This is a genomic window from Jiangella gansuensis DSM 44835, assembly GCF_000515395.1.
Lineage (GTDB): Bacteria > Actinomycetota > Actinomycetes > Jiangellales > Jiangellaceae > Jiangella > Jiangella gansuensis.
The window spans coordinates 909200-924970 of sequence record NZ_KI911782.1 but is presented as its reverse complement, the minus strand read 5'-3'; the positions used below and the strand labels follow the sequence as shown (position 1 = coordinate 924970).

Annotated in this window: 14 protein-coding genes; 8 read left to right on the top strand and 6 right to left on the bottom strand. The window is 72.8% G+C overall.

The genetic code is table 11. The features are described from left to right. Positions 1-39: 39 nt before the first annotated feature. Together glp and galU are read right to left on the bottom strand one after the other, a co-directional pair. Complete coding sequence (gene glp, locus JIAGA_RS0104700; RefSeq protein ID WP_026874769.1) at positions 40-1266, bottom strand: molybdotransferase-like divisome protein Glp; 1227 nt, start codon at positions 1264-1266, stop codon at positions 40-42. Further along, positions 1263-2207 carry a UTP--glucose-1-phosphate uridylyltransferase GalU gene (gene galU, locus JIAGA_RS0104695; RefSeq protein ID WP_051425728.1) on the bottom strand — a complete coding sequence of 315 codons (945 nt, stop codon included), beginning with the start codon at positions 2205-2207 and terminating at the stop codon, positions 1263-1265. The genes glp and galU overlap by 4 nt, the downstream gene beginning before the upstream one ends. A gap of 81 nt (positions 2208-2288) precedes the next feature. Here galU and JIAGA_RS0104690 point away from each other — a divergent pair, with 81 nt between their 5' ends. Further along, positions 2289-2876: a 5-formyltetrahydrofolate cyclo-ligase gene (locus JIAGA_RS0104690; protein WP_211239508.1), complete on the top strand. Its 588-nt coding sequence runs from the start codon at positions 2289-2291 to the stop codon at positions 2874-2876. A 245-nt stretch (positions 2877-3121) separates the two neighbouring features. On the opposite strand, the gene JIAGA_RS0104685 is transcribed toward JIAGA_RS0104690, so the two are convergent. Then, entirely contained in the window at positions 3122-5707 is a 2586-nt protein-coding gene (locus JIAGA_RS0104685; RefSeq protein WP_026874766.1) for a penicillin acylase family protein, read from the bottom strand. 148 nt (positions 5708-5855) lie between these two features. Here JIAGA_RS0104685 and JIAGA_RS0104680 point away from each other — a divergent pair, with 148 nt between their 5' ends. From JIAGA_RS0104680 to mscL, 5 genes are all read left to right on the top strand, one after another. Further along, a complete protein-coding gene (locus tag JIAGA_RS0104680) occupies positions 5856-6440 on the top strand; it encodes a hypothetical protein (protein ID WP_026874765.1) in 585 nt (194 codons plus the stop codon). Next, on the top strand, positions 6437-7006 hold the full coding sequence (locus tag JIAGA_RS27565) for a hypothetical protein (RefSeq protein ID WP_035812091.1): 570 nt from the start codon (positions 6437-6439) through the stop codon (positions 7004-7006). Before JIAGA_RS0104680 ends, JIAGA_RS27565 begins: the two co-directional genes overlap by 4 nt. Before the next feature lie 118 nt (positions 7007-7124). After that, the gene (locus tag JIAGA_RS36075; protein ID WP_084470200.1) at positions 7125-7490 is read left to right on the top strand and encodes an FmdB family zinc ribbon protein; all 366 of its coding nucleotides are present in this window, start codon (positions 7125-7127) and stop codon (positions 7488-7490) included. A 182-nt stretch (positions 7491-7672) separates the two neighbouring features. Continuing rightward, on the top strand, positions 7673-8299 hold the full coding sequence (gene cpaB, locus JIAGA_RS0104665) for a Flp pilus assembly protein CpaB (RefSeq protein WP_051425726.1): 627 nt from the start codon (positions 7673-7675) through the stop codon (positions 8297-8299). 75 nt (positions 8300-8374) lie between these two features. Beyond that, on the top strand, positions 8375-8764 hold the full coding sequence (gene mscL / locus JIAGA_RS0104660; RefSeq protein ID WP_026874762.1) for a large conductance mechanosensitive channel protein MscL: 390 nt from the start codon (positions 8375-8377) through the stop codon (positions 8762-8764). Between the two features lie 154 nt (positions 8765-8918). Here mscL and JIAGA_RS34885 read toward each other — a convergent pair whose 3' ends face one another. The 3 genes from JIAGA_RS34885 to JIAGA_RS0104645 all read right to left on the bottom strand — a co-directional run bounded on the left by JIAGA_RS34885 (position 8919) and on the right by JIAGA_RS0104645 (position 13751). Beyond that, positions 8919-9056 carry a hypothetical protein gene (locus JIAGA_RS34885; RefSeq protein ID WP_169738818.1) on the bottom strand — a complete coding sequence of 46 codons (138 nt, stop codon included), beginning with the start codon at positions 9054-9056 and terminating at the stop codon, positions 8919-8921. A 10-nt stretch (positions 9057-9066) separates the two neighbouring features. Next, positions 9067-9555: a CBS domain-containing protein gene (locus tag JIAGA_RS27560; RefSeq protein ID WP_051425725.1), complete on the bottom strand. Its 489-nt coding sequence runs from the start codon at positions 9553-9555 to the stop codon at positions 9067-9069. Positions 9556-9644: 89 nt separating this feature from the next. Then, the gene (locus JIAGA_RS0104645; RefSeq protein ID WP_026874761.1) at positions 9645-13751 is read right to left on the bottom strand and encodes a DUF4011 domain-containing protein; all 4107 of its coding nucleotides are present in this window, start codon (positions 13749-13751) and stop codon (positions 9645-9647) included. A gap of 214 nt (positions 13752-13965) precedes the next feature. On the opposite strand from JIAGA_RS0104645, the gene JIAGA_RS0104640 reads away from it, so the two are divergent. Further along, positions 13966-14508, top strand: a complete 543-nt coding sequence (locus tag JIAGA_RS0104640) for a hypothetical protein (RefSeq protein ID WP_026874760.1) — start codon at positions 13966-13968, stop codon at positions 14506-14508. Positions 14509-14654: 146 nt separating this feature from the next. Then, entirely contained in the window at positions 14655-15707 is a 1053-nt protein-coding gene (trpS, locus tag JIAGA_RS0104635; RefSeq protein WP_026874759.1) for a tryptophan--tRNA ligase, read from the top strand. Positions 15708-15771: the final 64 nt, after the last annotated feature.

Here is a 15771-nt window from a genome sequence, read left to right as displayed (position 1 = left end):
CCGCACCCTCGGAATCCAGGTGCGTGAAGCCTGACGAGTTCACTCCCGCCGCCTCTCCAGCAGAACGGTGTCGACGACCTGGCCCGCCGCGACCTCGGTGATGTGCTCGGGGACGACGATGAGCGCGTTGGCGTAGGCGAGGTCGCCCATGAGGTGCGACTGCTGCGCCCCGATCGGCCGGACCTGGTAGGTGCCGTCCTGCGTGGTCTGGACGCGGGCGCGGGCGAACTGGCGCCGTCCCTCCGGCGAGCGCAGCCGCTCCTGCAGGACGGCCTTGACGCTGGGCCGGTGCAGCCGCGGCGACCCGAGCATCTTGCGGATGGCCGGGCGCACGAAGACCTCGAACGACACGAACGCGCTGACCGGGTTGCCGGGCAACGCGAAGATGGGCGTGCTGTCCTCGCCGATGGTGCCGAAGCCCTGCGGTTTGCCCGGCTGCATGGCGACGCTGTCGAACCGCACAGTGCCGAGGCCCGACAGCACCTCTTTGACGATGTCGTACGCGCCGGCGCTGACTCCGCCGGTGGTGATGACCATGTCGGCGCGGATGAGCTGATCCTCGATCAGCCCGAGCAGCCGGTCCTTGTCGTCCGGCACCGGCGGCACCCGGTAGGCGACGGCGCCGGCCTCGCGTGCCGCGGCGGTCAGGGTGAACGAGTTGGAGTCGGAGATCTGCCCCGTCGTCAGCGGATAGCCGGGCTCGATCAGCTCGCTGCCGGTGGAGATGACGACGACGCGCGGCCGCGGCCGGACGACGACGCGGTCACGGCCCACCGCCGCCAGCAACCCGATCTGGGCCGCGCCGAGATACGTCCCCGCGCCGAGGACGACGTCGCCGGCCTGCACGTCGCCGCCCGCGCGGCGGATGTGCGCGCTCGGCTGGGCCGGCGTGCTGATGCGCACCCGCACCGTGCCGCCGTCGGTGTGCTCGACCGGGACGATGGCGTCGGCGCCGGCCGGGACGGGCGCCCCGGTCATGATGCGCGCGGCCAGCCCCGGGCCGATGGCATTGACCTGTGTGTCGCCGGCCGGGATGTCGACGACGACGGGCAGCTCGACCGGCTCCTCCTCCGTCGCGCCCGCGACGTCCTCGGCCCGCACCGCGTACCCGTCCATGGCGGTGTTGTCGAACTGCGGCAGCGACCAGGGAGCGATGACGTCTTCGGTGAGCACACAGCCGTGCGCGTCGAGCAGCTGGAAATCGAGCTCGGACAGCGGCTTGACCGCACCGAGGACGTCGGAGAGGTGGTCGGCGACCCGTTTCACTGGGTGTCCTCGGCGGGTAGGTCGGCGACGAACTCGCGCAGGAACCCGCGGAAGTCGGCGCCGAGGTCGCTGCGCTCACTGGCCAGGCTGACGATGGTGCGCAGGTAGTCGAGGCGGTCGCCGGTGTCGTAGCGCCGGCCACGGAAGACCACGGCGTGCACGCCGCCGCCGTCCTCGTCACGGGAACGGCCGGCCAGCGTCTTGAGCGCGTCGGTCAGCTGGATCTCGTTGCCGCGCCCTGGCGGCGTCTCGCGCAGCACGTCGAACACGGCCGGGTGCAGCACGTACCGGCCGATGATGGCGAGGTTGCTCGGCGCGGTGCCCGGCTCCGGCTTCTCGACCAGGTCGGTGACCCGGACGACGTCGTCCTCGGCCGGCTCGACGGACGCGCAGCCGTACATGTGTGCCTGCGCCGGGTCGACCTCGATGAGCGCGATGACGCTGCCGCCGTAGCGCCGCTGGACGTCGAGCATCTTCGGCAGCAGGGGGTCGCGCGGGTCGATGAGGTCGTCGCCGAGCATGACGGCGAACGGCTCGTTCCCGACGTGGCGCGCGCCGCACAGCACCGCGTGGCCGAGCCCGCGGGGGTCGCCCTGCCGCACGTAGTGGATGTCGCCCAGCACCTGCGACTTCTGCACCCGGCGCAGCCGCTCGTCGTCGCCCTTGGCCTCGAGCGCCGCCTCCAGCTCCCACGCGCGGTCGAAGTGGTTCTCGATGGCGTCCTTGTTGCGGCCGGTGACCAGGAGCACGTCCTCCAAGCCCGCCGTCACCGCCTCCTCGACGACGTACTGGATGGCCGGCTTGTCGACCACCGGCAGCATCTCCTTGGGGGTCGCCTTGGTGGCCGGCAGGAATCTCGTCCCGAGGCCCGCGACCGGGATGACCACCTTCGTCACAGGGCTGGCCGATGCTCCGTCTCGTCCCGTTCGCTCTGCGCTCATGGGCGTCACCCTACAAACCCGGGCGGTCGCGCAGAAGCAGGACGGGCGCAACCGTCCGCGCTGGGCACATACGGTGGGTTCGTGGGCGTGTCGGTGAAGGAGTCCAAGCGGGCGCTGCGCTCGCGCCTCCTGCAGGGCAGGGCCGGCCTGGACGCCACCGCGCTGTCGTCGGCGGCGGCAGCTCTGCGCGACGTCGTGCTGGCATTGCCCGAGGTCACGGCGGCTCGCCGGGTGGCCTGCTACGTCTCCGTCGGCCGCGAGCCCGGCACCGGGCCGCTGATCGAGGCGCTGAGCGACACCGGCGTAGACGTGCTGCTGCCGATCCTGCTGCCCGACGGCGATCTCGACTGGGGCGTGTATCGCGGGCCGCGTGCGCTGGTCGCGGCTGCGCGCGGACTGCTGGAGCCCGACGGCGTCCCGCTCGGGCCGTCGGCGGTGCTCGACGCGGACGTGATCCTGGTGCCCGGGCTGGCCGTCGACCGGCACGGCTTCCGGCTCGGCCGCGGCGGCGGCTCCTACGACCGGGTCCTGGCCCGGCGGCTCGGACGCGGGTTCAGCTGCGCCCTGCTGCACGACGGCGAGGTACTGGACATCCCCGTCCCCCGCGAGCCGCACGACGTCCCCGTCGACGCCGCCGCGTCCCCGTCCGGAGTCCGCCGCCTCCGCTGACCCGCCTCGGCGTTGTGCCCGCACTGACCGGTTGTCTCGGCGCCGCGGAGTGTCCATGTGGATCAGGTGACCTAGTAGACCCTTTCCGGGCGGTTGGTGCAGCTGATCGTTTCCCGTCCGCATCGTGGAGGCGATCAAGTGTTCTCCGCGCCCTGGCCGCTCGCCCCTTTGCCACCTGATCGTTCCCGCGTCGACGATCAGGTGACACACGCGACGGGCCGAGCCGGCGAGGGACTCCCGCGGGGCTAATCGGAGGCGGTGGGCTCCGGTGGGACGAAGGTGAACGTGTGCTCCGCGGCGGCGTCGATGCTGTCGCGGGACCAGCGCATCGGGAGGGTCTCGCCGTCGCGCCACAGCGGCGTCTGGTCGTCGTAGTGCTCGTGGAACGGGTGGCCGCTCACGCCGGTCAGGTCGATCCAGCGGGATGCATCCAGGTCGCCGAGGTCGACGATCATGCGCATCGACGGCGCCCAGATCGTCTCGTAACCGTCGGCGGCGTTCCAGCCGGTGGCGTCGACGATGGAACCGCCGCCGCCGACCTCGACCGGGCCGCGATTGAACAGCCACTCGACCAGCCCGATGCCGGAGGTGCCGAACGTCTGCTCGGTCAGGTGCAGCGCGTGCAGCCGTCCCCACTCCCAGCGGCTGGCGTCCTTGCCCTGTTCGACCGTCATCTCGTCGCGGGCGTCGCGCGCGGCTTCGACGAGGATGATGTCGCGGGTCTCGACGACGTTCTCGGAGCCGGTGTCGTCCCAGTACGGGTCGGCCGGGGCGTCGAGCAGCGCGCGCATCACCTCGAACCAGCGTCCGCCGCCGTCGGGCCACTCGTCCTCGGGCAGATCGTCGTAGAAGGTCAGCTCCATGAGGTTGCGCCACACGGCGGCGAAGTAGGCCGCGGCCGCGGAGTCCGCGTCCATGGCGCCGTCCCAGTCGGCCAGCAGCCGCAACCCGTCGCCGTAGTAGCCGTCCGGCGCGTCCAGTTCCAGCAGGTGCGGCAGCAGGATGTCGGCGGCAGCGTTGTGGGTGTCGCGCTGGATCGCGGCCATGATGCCCGCGTCGAGCGGGTCGCCGGACTCGACGGCTTCGGTGAGCAGCTGGTGGATGCGGGCGGCGCGGTGGCCGGGGTCGAAGTCGGCGGTCAGCTGGAGTGGGTAGCCGTCGCCGGTCACCGGCTGGTTCGCGGTGACGACGAGGCCGCGGTCCGGGTTGAGCACGCTGGGCAGGTTGGCGAACGGGATGTAGCCGGCCCACTCGTACTCGCCCGTCCAGCCCGGCACCGGGTACCGGCCGTCGCCGGCGGTGCGGACCGGGATGCGCCCCGGCGCCTGGTAGCCGATGTTGCCGTCGACGTCGGCGTAGACGAGGTTCTGCGACGGGACGTCGAACAGTGCGGCCGCGGCGCGGAACGTCTCCCAGTCCGACGCCCGGTTGAGCGCAAAGATGGCGTCGGCGGTACGTCCCGGGTCGAGCGCCGTCCAGCGCAGCGCGACCTCGTACTCGCCGCCGGCGACGGCGTCAGGCTCGCTTTCAGCGTCGTCGGCCGGCCCGCCGCCCGCCGCTTCGCCGACGTCGACGAGGCGGTCGTCGTGGTCGGAGAGGATCGGGCCATGCCGGGTGCCGCGGACGGTGATGGTGACGTCGTCGCCGCCGGCCACCTCGATGGTCTCCTCGCGGGTCGTCAGCGGCACCCACTGGTCGCCCACCCGGTAGGTGTCGTCGTCGCGAACCTGTTCGACGTAGAGGTCGGTGACGTCGGGGCCGAGGTTCGTGAAGCCCCACGCGACGTCCTGGTTGTGCCCGATGATCACGCCCGGCAGGCCGGCGAAGGAGTAGCCGGCCACGTCGAACGGGCACTCCGGGCCGACGTCGCGGCAGTGCAGCCCGACCTGGTACCAGATGGACGGCTGCCCCGGCGCGAGGTGGGGGTCGTTGGCCAGCAGCGGGGCGCCGCTCTCGGTGTGCTCGCCGGCGACGGCCCACGCGTTCGACCCGACGCCGGTCCCGGTGCCGAAGGTGACCGGTGCGTTGCCCAGCACGGCGGTCGCCGAGCGCAGCGCCTGCGTGGCGCCGTCCGGGAGCGGCACCGGCCCGCCGTCGGGACCGACCAGCGTGGGCGGCCGCTGCGTGGAGGTGTCCTGGTCGGCGACGATCGGCGGGGTGCCCGGGGCGGCCGGCGGGTACAGCTGCTCGACCCGCTCCACCGGCAGCTCGGCGGCCAGCAGCGCCCGGGTCGCCTCGTCCTGCATGTTGCCGCGCAGGTCCCAGGCCATGGCCTTGAGCCAGCTCAGCGAGTCGACCGGCGTCCAGGGGTCGGGCACGTCGTCCCCGCCGGTGAGCCCGAGCAGCGTGTAGGCCAGGCCGAGCTCACCGCCGTCGTGCCCGTCCAGCCAGGCGTTGACGCCGTCGGCGTAGGCGTCGAAGTAGCGCCGGCTCTCCGGGCTGATCAGCGGCAGCTCGGCGCGGGCCACCTCCGCCCAGCCGAGGGTGCGTACGAACGCGTCGGTCTCGACCTGGTCGGCGCCGAACAGCTCGGCCAGCCGGCCCGACGTGATGTGCCGGCGCACGTCCATCTGCCAGAACCGGTCCTGCGCGTGCACGTACGCCTGGGCGCGGAAGAGGTCCTCGGGGGTGTCGGCGTAGATGTGCGGGATGCCGTTGGCGTCGCGGATGACCTCGACCTCGGCGGTGAGCCGCGGGATCTCGGCGGTGCCGTCGTAGTCCGGGTAGGCCCGCCGGGTGGACCACACACCCAGCGACGCCGTAGCCACCAGCGCCAGCACGACGAGGCCCGCCACGGCGGACGACGCGATGGCGAGGCGGCGACGGGTCACCGGGACAGCGTAGGCGACCGTTCCCGGACGCCCGTGGCCCGGATCGTGGCTGGAAGCTCTGGGACGGCTTGCAAGGCCTGGAGCTTTCGATGGTCGATAGCAAGGTTGAGAGCTTTCCTGTTGAGCCGCCAGGTTGTAGCCTTGCAGCATGGTCTATGTCCTGACGGTCGACCAGCGCGGCAGCCGGCGCAGCCGCGATCTCGTCGAGGACGCGCTGTCGACGCTGAAGCAGCTCGTCCACGAGCCGTTGCTGTCCTTCGAACGCACGGCCGGCGACGAATTCCAGGGGGTGCTCGAAGAGCCGGAGGCCGTGGTCGACGCGGCACTGCTGCTGGTGCGGCTGGACGCGTGGAGTGTCGGCATCGGGGCCGGGCCGATCGACGAACCGTTGCCGGCCAGCACCCGCTCCGCCCGCGGGCAGGCGTTCCTCAACGCCCGGTCGGCCCTGGACGCCGCCAAGCAGCGGCCGCACCATGTCGCCGTCGTCGGGATGAACGAGGCCGCCGCCGACACCGACGCCGTCCTCACCCTCCTCGCCGCCGTCGTCGGCCGGCGCAGCCCCGCGGGCTGGGCCGCCGTCGACCTCGTGGAGGCCGGGCACACATTCGGTGAGGCCGCGCAGATCCTCGGGATCAGCCGGCAGGCCGTCGGGCAGCGGCTCGCCGTCGCGCTGTGGCAGCAGGAACGCGACACCCGCCCCGTCGTGGCCCGGCTGCTCGGGGAGGCAGCGTGAACCTGGTCGCGGTGATCCTCCTGGCCGCGGCGGGCGTGAGCGGGGCCGTCGCCTGGTACGTCGTCGAACACCGGCGCACCGACGCGCCCACCTCCACCTGGCTGACCGCCGCCGGCATACCCGTGGCGCTCGTTGGCGCGTCGGCGCTGTTCGGGCTGGCTGGCGGGCCAGCAGAATCGACGTTGCGCGACGTCGCCGCCGCGGCGGCTGTGGTCACGGCGGTCACCGGCGGCAGCCTGGTGGCGACGGCGCTGCTGCGGGTCGCCGACCGCGGCCGCGGCGCCATCGGCGACGACACCATCGGCGGCGACGCCACCATGAACATCTCCGATCCGCAGACCCTGCGCGGAGGCACCTCCATCGGCGCGCTCGAGCGCATCGGCGTCGTCGTCACCCTGCTGGCCGGGTGGCCCGAAGGGCTGGCGCTGGTCCTGGGCGTCAAGGGACTGGGCCGGTACCCGGAGCTGCGCCGCCCGGTCGCAGCCGAACGCTTCATCATCGGCACGCTGGCCAGCGTGCTGTGGGCGGTCGCCACCGTCGGGGCGGTGTACACACTTCGCACCTGAACCGTCCCATGAGGTGCGCCTCACGTGGACAAGGTGGCCCCCGAAGGCGCATTATTGGCAGTCGAGGGTCACGAGTGCTAACAGTCGCGCCCTCACCATGACCCGGAAGGACCAACGCGTGCCCACGTACCAGTACGTCTGCACTGAATGCAACGAACCGCTGGAGGCGGTGCAGAGCTTCACCGACGACCCGCTGACCGAGTGCCCCGCGTGCAGCGGCCGGCTGCGCAAGGTGTTCTCCGCCGTCGGTGTCGTGTTCAAGGGCTCCGGCTTCTACCGCAACGACAGCCGCTCCGGCAACGGCGCCTCCAGCGGGACCACCAAGGCGGCGGAGTCCAAGGAGTCGTCCACCTCATCGAGCTCGTCGTCGGACAGCTCCTCGAAGGACAGCTCGTCGAAGGACAGCTCCTCGTCGAGCTCCAGTTCGTCGTCGAGCTCCAGTTCCGGCTCCGGCTCCAAGGCGGCCAGCACCTCCGCCGCCTGACCCGGCCTCAAATGATCACGTTGCGTTGGGGTGCTCCCGCTCCACCAGGAATGCTTGCCTGCTGAAGCGGGAGAACGCCTCGCCTGGGCCGCGGTGGGGGTCCTCGGCGCAGGCTAAATTCGTCGGATTCGACCTGTGGATAACCGCCTGGCAGGGGGCACAGGGCCGTAGCGTCGACCGTCATGGACGACCTCCGGCCCACCCTGCAACGCTTCGCCCGCACCGTCGGCTGGCATCGCCGCTTGCTCGCCGCCGGGCTGGCCGCCGCGGCCGTGGCGCTGGCCATCGAAGCCGCGTCGCCGTCGCCACCACCCACGGTCGAGGTCCTGGTCGCGGCGCGTGATCTCGACGGCGGCCACCGGCTCACCGACGACGACCTGACCGTCGCCCACCTGCCGCCCGACGCTGTGCCGTCCGGCCAGGTCGGCCCTACCGATGCCGCGGACGCGCTGCTCGCCGGGCCGGTCCGGGCCGGCGAGCCCATCACCGACCGCCGGCTGCTCGGCCCAGGCCTGCTGTCCGGCTGGGGGCCCGACGTCGTCGCCGCCCCGGTGCGCGTCGCCGACCCCGGTGCCGCCGGCTACCTGCGTGCCGGCGACCGCATCGACCTCCTCGCCACCGCGCTCGACGGCGGGGCCGCCACCGCGGTGGTCGCCGCGAACGTCTCGGTCGTCGCGCTGCCGCCGGCCACGGACGGCGCACTCGCCGAGGGCGCGCTGCTGATGGTCGCCGCCACCCCCGAGCAGGCCGCGGATCTGGCCGCCGCCGCGGTCGCCGCACGGTTGTCGTTCACCGTCGCGGCCTCCTGATTTCCCTGAACCGGCACCTTTCAGCGGTTAAGGTGTGGCCCGGCCGGACATCGGCTCAAGCGAGAAGGGGTATCCGTGGTCAAGGGCTTCAGAGAATTCATCACCCGGGGCAACGTGGTCGACCTCGCGGTGGCGGTCGTCATCGGAGCGGCGTTCACCACTATCATCGGCGCGATCGTGGACGGCTTCGTCAACCCGCTGATCGCCGCCATCTTCGGTGAGCCGGACCTGACACAGGTGGCCACCTTCGAGCTCAACGACGCCCAGTTCTCCATCGGCCTGATCATCGACGCGACCTTCAACTTCCTGTGCGTCGCCGCCGCCGTCTACTTCTTCATCGTGGTGCCGATCAACAAGCTGCGCGAGCGCCGGGCTCAGGAGCCGGAGGCCGAAGAAGAGGCGGTGCCGCCCGAGGACATCCTGCTGCTCCGCGAGATCCGCGACCAGCTGCGCAACCGCGTCTGAATCCGGCCGGGCCCGCGCCCTGGCCCGCGCCCTGGACCGCGCCACCCGAGGGCTTCTCCCGCTTCGGCAGACAAGCATGCCTGGTGGAGCGGGAGGACCCATGGTGGACGTGATCATTTAGGGCCGGGGCGACGGGAACGGCGGGGCGGGACGTTCACCAGTGGGGTGGGCGGTCCTCGAGCAGGCGGTCGTCGTTGGAGCTGTCGTCGTCGCCCCAGCCGGTGGGTCGTTCGTCGGTGGTGGTGTCGGGCAGGACGTCGAAGTCGTCCTCCCAGCCCGTTCCGCTGGTCATGTCAGCCCCCTCAGTCCAGGTCGCCGGCTTCGACGCGGGCGAGTCGGCGTTCGCGTACCAGGTTGTCCACGTCGATCTCGGTGACGCCGCTCTCGTCCCAGAGTGCGGCGAAGACCCCGGTGATGTCACGTTGACTGAGGATGCCGACCAGCCGGCCGCCGTCGACGATCGGCAGGTGACGGATCCAGTGCTGCGCCATCAGCCGGGCCGCGTCGCGTATGTGGGTGTCGGGCGAGACGGTGATGACGTCGCGGGTCATGACGTCGGTAATCGGTGCGGCGTCCGGGTCGGCGCCGCGGGCCACCGCGCGCAGGACGTCCCGTTCGGTGACGATGCCCGCGATGGTGTCGCCGTCCACGATGACCAAGGACCCGAGCTGCTGGCGCCACATCTGCTCCGCCGCGCTGCGCAGCGTCCCCGTGGTCGAGTCGGTGACGGTGGCACTGGTCATGATCTCGGCGACTCGCACGGCGATCCGCTCCCCCTGAACGACACCCACTGGATGATCACCAGCGTAGAACACGCTGGGGCATTACCGGCACGGGTTCACCCAACCCGGCCGCCCTCACGCATCCCGCGCGCCCGCCCTCAGGCAGCCGGCGATCCGGCCCGGGCCACCCGCACCGCGTGCCGGAGCACGTCGTAGGTGCGTCCATGCGAGGCATCGAGGCCGAGGCCGTCGGCGAGCAGGCCGATCACGTCGTCCACCCGGCGCCCGACGCCGTCGGACTCCACCCAGCGGGCGACGGCCGCGAGCTCGCGTCCGGTGTAGTCGCTGACCGGCCGGCCGCTGACGACGAGCGGGCGGGCGCCCTGCCGCTGCGGCGGTTCCTCGGCGTCCGCCGCGGCAGCGTCGGTGCCGGCTGCGGTGTCCGGCCCGTCTCCCTGTTCCAGTGGGGCCTCCGGCGCCCCCTCCGGCGCCGGCTCCGAGGACGAGGGGGCAGCCGCCGCCTCGTCCTCGGGCATCCCGGCGACGACATCGGCTTCGGCCGCGGCCACTGCCCAGTCGTACGCGTCGGCGTCGGCGATCGCCTGCTCGTAGGCCGCTACCAGCCGCTCGGTCTCGGCTTCGGGGTCGGCGGCCCACGCGGCGGACCACACCCGGTGCACGCTCCACCCGAGCCGGCTGAGGTGGTGCTGCCGGAGCCGTTCGCGTTCGCGGGCGCTGTGCCGGGCCGCATACGTCTCGCCGTCGGTCTCGACAGCCAGGACGTACCGGTCGACGCGGGTCGGGTGCCCGACGGCGACGGCGGCACCGCCCGGCCCGCCGTATCCGACGATGACGGGGGCGGCGACGCCGGCTTCGCGCAACCGTTCGGCGACAACTTCGGCCAGCACTCCGGAGCTGTCCGGTGCTTTGTCGCCGCCCTCGACCCAGTCGGGGGACGCGCCGTGCTGGGCGTAGGAGAGGAACCGGCCGAGTGCCTGCGACCCGGGCGTCGTCAACCGGCGCGGGCTGAGGTCGTCGGCGCCGAAGGTACCCACCACGGTCAGGCGCTCGCGGGAGCACATGGTGGCGGCGGCCAGCCGACGTTCGCCGCCGGGCCGGCCCAGCGCACCGAACCGGTAGAGGATGCGGCCGTCGACGGATCGCCCGTACCCGAGGGTGAGGATGATGGCGTCGCGGACGTCGCCGGCGACGCGCTCGACGTCCTTGATGAAGAACGGCTCGTCGCGGTCGCCGCGCAGGTAGGGCGCCACTTCGGGGGCCCGGATCAGCGCGTGCCGCAGGGCGGTGTCGAGCCGTTCGGCGTGCCGCGGGCCGAGTGTCACGACGCCCAGGCTCTCGTGCGGGCGGGTGCGGACGTGGTCCAGGATCAGCTCGACGACCCGTCCCACCTCGGCGGTCGAACTGTCGACGGGGTCGTCGGCGACCGGTTCGGCGTCGACGAGCACCATGGTGACGCGGTCGGCGCCGCCGACACCGGGAACGGTGGTCAGGCGGCCGGCGTGTGTGCTGCGGGCGGCGAACCGGACCAGCCGGTCGTCGCGGACGCGGTGCATGCCGGTGAGCACCCGCTCGGGCAGCGCGTCCTTGAGCAGGTCGGCCACCGACGCCGGCGGCTCGTGACCCCAGGGCCCTTCGTGCTCGTCCGGGTCCGGTGCCGGCTCGACGGCCGTCGTGAACGCGGGCCGGGCGACCTCGTCGTCGTCGAACAGCACCACCCGCGCGCCGCGGGCGAGGGCGGGTATCGCCTCGGCGACAGCCAGCCGGCCGGCGTCCTCGACCACGACCACGTCGAACAGGCGGCGAGGCGGCAGCATCTCGGCGACCGTCAGCGGCGAGGCCACCCAGCACGGGACGGCGGCGAGCACCAGGTCCGGCGCCTCCTCGACCAGCTCCAGCGGCGTGTCCGGCAGTGCGCCGTCGGGTGACTCGGTCAGGACGGCGGTCTGGCCCTCGTGGTCTTCGGCGACGGCGGCGAAGCGTTCGCGGCGGGCCTCCAACACCCGGCCCGCGGCGGCCCGCACCTCGAGCAGGTCCGCAGCGCGGAACTCTTCCAGCCGGCGTTCGTGCGCGAACCGGTCGAACCGGCCGAGTGCCGGGTCGGTGGAGCGCCACAGGTCCAGCAGCGACGAGTACCAAGCGAAGTCGAAGACGGCCTCGACCTGGTCGGCGCTCATGTTGCGGCGGCGCAGCTCGGCGAGGAGGTCGTCCAGGCCGGCGGCGGACAGCTCGGCCTGCAGCTCGTACAGCCGCGGCAGGTCGCGCAGGTGGCCGCTGTCGGCGATGAGCTCGTTCAGCCGCTTCGCGACGTCGGCGAAGGACAGGGTCTCGAGGTCCGCGGTCCGCGGGTTGCCGGCCGCCAGGACGGCGAGGTCGTGGCGGACGACCTTGGCCGCGGCGATCGCGTCGGGCAGGTGCGGGCCGGTGCGTGGCGACTTCCCGTCGCGGGACCGGTCGCGCCAGGTGGCGAGCTGCTGCTGGGCGGCGAGCAGGCCGTCGTGCAGCCGCTGCCGGTGCTGCCGCCCGGTGGCGCCGGTCAGTTCGCCGAGCCGGCGACGCAGCTTGCGGCGGGCCAGGAAGCCGACGGTGTCGCCGTGCTGCGCCCGGTAGGCGCGGTCGCCGCTGGCCACGGCGAGGTCGCCGATCGGTTCGTCCCAGATCTGCGCGCCGTACTGCTCGACCGTGCGGCTCACCGCGGCCAGCAGGTCGACGGTCTCGAGGCATTCGGCGACGGTGTTCGGCCCGGCCAGTCCGACCTCGACGGCGGCGCGCGTGGCGGCGTCGCGCAGCGCGGGCAGGGACCGCTCGCGCAGCTCGGTGACGGTGGCCAGCAGGCTGTCGGCGGCGCGGATGGACGGCACGTCGGACCCGAACCACGGGGAGCCGCTCTCGGTCAGCGTCAGACCCTCGATGTTGGCGAAGTCGCGCAGCTGGACCCGCACGTGCGCGGTGCTGCCGGCTCGTGCCAGCACGTCCGGGTCGACTCGCGCGGACGTCCGGGCGTGCTCCTGCGCGGTCGCCACCAGGACCATTGCCTCGTGCGCGGTGGAGCCCCACGGCTGGCGGACCTTGTGGATGGCGTCACGGTAGGCGTCGAGTTCAGCGGCGAGCTGGGCGGCCGTCCCGGGCGTCGGGTGCTCGAACTCTCCCGGGCGGCTCCGGACGAGCCGCCGCGCGGCGTCGGTGATCTGGCGTACCGCGTCGGCCGGGCGGGTCCGGCCGACGTCAAGGACGAGGTCGCCGAGGCCGGCGGTTTGCAGTCGGGTGACGAGGTCGTCCAACGCGGCCCGCTTCTCGCCGACGACGAGGACGCGCTGGCCGCGCCCGGACAGCTCCGCCACCATGGCCGCGAGGGACTGCGTGCGCCCGGTTCCCGGTGCGGCGACGACCCGCAGGTGGCCGCCGCCGGCGGCGGCCGCCACCACCTCGTCCTGCTCGGTGTCGGTGTCGAAGGCCCGGAACCGCAGGTCGGCCGGAACGCCGGAGCGCGCCACGGCGGACAGTGCCGGGCTATCGCCGGCCAGCGCGGCGACCACGTCGTGCTGTTGCAGGTCGACACCGAGAGCGGCGAGGTCGCGGGCCAGGCTCAGCGGCGCGGTGGTGAACGTCGCCAGGACCGCCCGGTGCGCGATGGCGAAGCCGTCGACGACGTGTGGCGGCGCGAACTCCCGCAGCCGCTCGACCACGGTCGCGTATCGCAGCCGGCCGGCGGGATCACGTAGGTCATCGGTGGCGAAACGCAGCCCGAGCTGGGCGTCCAGCGCATGCAGCAGCACCGGGTTGACGAACGGGTCGTCGGCGATGGTGATGGAGAAGTCGGTCTCGGCCGGGTCGCGCGCCTCCACCGTCGCCGAGCGCAGCATCACCGGGGCGGTCGGGCGGCGGGCCGCGAACGGGTTGGCCCAGGTGGCGATGCCGACGGCGAGATGGCACGTGGCCAGGCCGCGCTCCTCCGCCAGCTCCCGCGCCTTGTCGCGGATGGCCCGTACCGACCGCAGCGCGGACGTGCGCAGCGGTTCGTACGGGAACAGCTTGGAGACCAGGACGGGCTGGCCCTCCAGCAACAGCCGGCGGGCCTCCGGCTCGGCGGCGGCGAGATCGAGGGTGCCCACCTTGAGGTCTCGGTACGTCAGCAACGGGTCCCGTCCGCCCAGGGCGGCCAGGTCGCTGCTCCATTGTTCGACGGCCTCGGTGACGAGCTCCGCGCGCGTCGGGACCGGGCCGGCGGTGACCTCCGGTTGCCTCACACTCCGGAGGTTAGTTCGCCGATCGCGCGCATTTGTGGAGGCAAGCCGCGGGTCGTGGAGGTTTGGGTGGTCGGATGCGCGGGTATCGCGGTGTGCTGGCCGGGTGCGCTCCCCGGTCGTCGGTGGAATGGCCTAGAGTGGCGCCGGTCCACGGGGGGTGTAAGGATCCGGCGGCCTGGCCGCTGGAGGCGAGACCCGGCTCGGAGGAGTTGTCGTGAAACTGCTCGAGGACGTTCCCTCGGCTGTCACCCATCGTGCACCGCAGCGGCGTACTGGCCTGACGCTCGCCGCCACGGCGGTGTTCCTGCTGGTGGCCGCCATCCTCGGGGTCTACCTCGTCGCGTCCGACAACGGCTCGGACGAGTCCGCCGATGCTGGACTCCCGCCGCCCGCGGGCACGGTGGCCGACTGGGCCGCCGGTGCCACCGACGTGTGCACCACCGTCGCCGCCGAACACCCGGTGATGGCCGAGGACCCGCAGGTCAGGCTCGACCCCGCGAACCTCACCCCCGTCGCCGACGGCGTGCATGTGCTGGTCCGCGACGTCCGCGCGGTTCCGCTGCCGGTCGACGAGGTCGAACAGGAGCGCGCGGCCGCCGCCGTCGCCGTCGGTGAGCAGGCCGACGACGCCTGGGCCGCGTTGAACGACAGTGCCGAGCAGCCGTCCGCGGACCAGCTCACCGAGGCCGCGCAGCTGACCACGTCGTTCGTCGCCGGGATCACGGATCTCGGGGTCACCTGCGCTCCGATCAGCTGACGGTATGCTCAGCGGGTGACCTTTTCCGTGCTGGCGTGGTGGCTGCCTTCGTAGGCGGCCCACCTCAGCATGTCCCCCGGCCGCCGCGACGGCGGCCGGATCGGTGACAGCTCTCGCGGTGGCCCGCCCACCGATCGGAGAGCATCGTGACCATCACCACCGTCCTCGACACCCCGCTGCTGGCCGACCCGGCCGATGTGCCGGCGAACCCGTCGCGCTACCGGGTCCTCACCGGTGACCGGCCTACCGGCCCGCTGCACCTCGGGCACTACTTCGGCACGCTGGTCAACCGGGCGCGGCTGCAGCGGCAGGGCGTCGAGACGTACCTCGTCGTCGCCGACTACCAGGTCATCACCGACCGGCTCTCGCCCGGTGAGATCGCCGCGAACGTGCGCGAGGTAGTGCTGGACAACCTGGCCGCCGGGGTCGACCCGGAGCGGACGACGATCTTCGCCCACAGCGCGGTGCCGGCCCTGAACCAGCTGCTGTTGCCGTTCCTGTCGCTGACGACGGTGGCGGAGCTGCAGCGCAATCCGACGGTGAAGGACGAGGCGGCGTCGGCCGGGATCGCGGCGATCAGCGGGCTGCTGCTCACCTACCCGGTGCACCAGGCCGCGGACATCCTGTTCTGCCACGGCAACCTGGTCCCCGTCGGCGACGACCAGCTGCCGCATGTCGAGCAGACCCGGCTGATCGCGCGCAGGTTCAACGAACGGTACGCCGGCGGGCGGGTCGTGTTCGGCGAGCCACAGGCGCTGCTCTCGCCGGCTCCTCGGCTGCTGGGCGTCGACGGGCACAAGATGAGCAAGAGCCGCGGCAACGCGATCGCGCTGAAGGCCACCCCGGACGAGACCGCGCGGCTGATCAAGCGGGCGGTCACCGATGCGCAGCGCACGGTGACGTACGACCCCGTCGAGCGGCCCGGTGTGTCGTCGCTGGTGCTGCTGGCTTCACTGTGTCTCGACTCGGACCCGTCTGACGTCGCGGCGTCGGTGGGCGGGCGCGGCTCCGCGGCGCTGAAGGCGCTGGTCACCGAGGCCGTCAACGAGGAACTGCGGCCGGTACGGGCTCGCCGGGCGGAGCTGGCCGCGGAACCGGGGCTGGTGGAGTCGCTGCTGGCGGCAGGTGCCCGCCGGGCGACGGAGGTGGCCACGAGCACGTTGGACGAGGTGCAGGCGGCGCTGGGGATGACGTATTGAAGGGTGGTCGGGCTGCCCGCTGGCGATGGCGGGTGGTCTGGTGGGCCTATGGCGCCACCAGACC

Coding starts and splice junctions, on each gene's coding strand:
- galU (WP_051425728.1), bottom strand. CDS start 2,207: ATGAGCGCAGAGCGAACGGGACGAGACGGAGCATCGGCCAGCCCTGTG.
- JIAGA_RS0104680 (WP_026874765.1), top strand. CDS start 5,856: ATGGTCTATGTCCTGACGGTCGACCAGCGCGGCAGCCGGCGCAGCCGC.
- cpaB (WP_051425726.1), top strand. CDS start 7,673: ATGGACGACCTCCGGCCCACCCTGCAACGCTTCGCCCGCACCGTCGGC.
- JIAGA_RS34885 (WP_169738818.1), bottom strand. CDS start 9,056: ATGACCAGCGGAACGGGCTGGGAGGACGACTTCGACGTCCTGCCCGAC.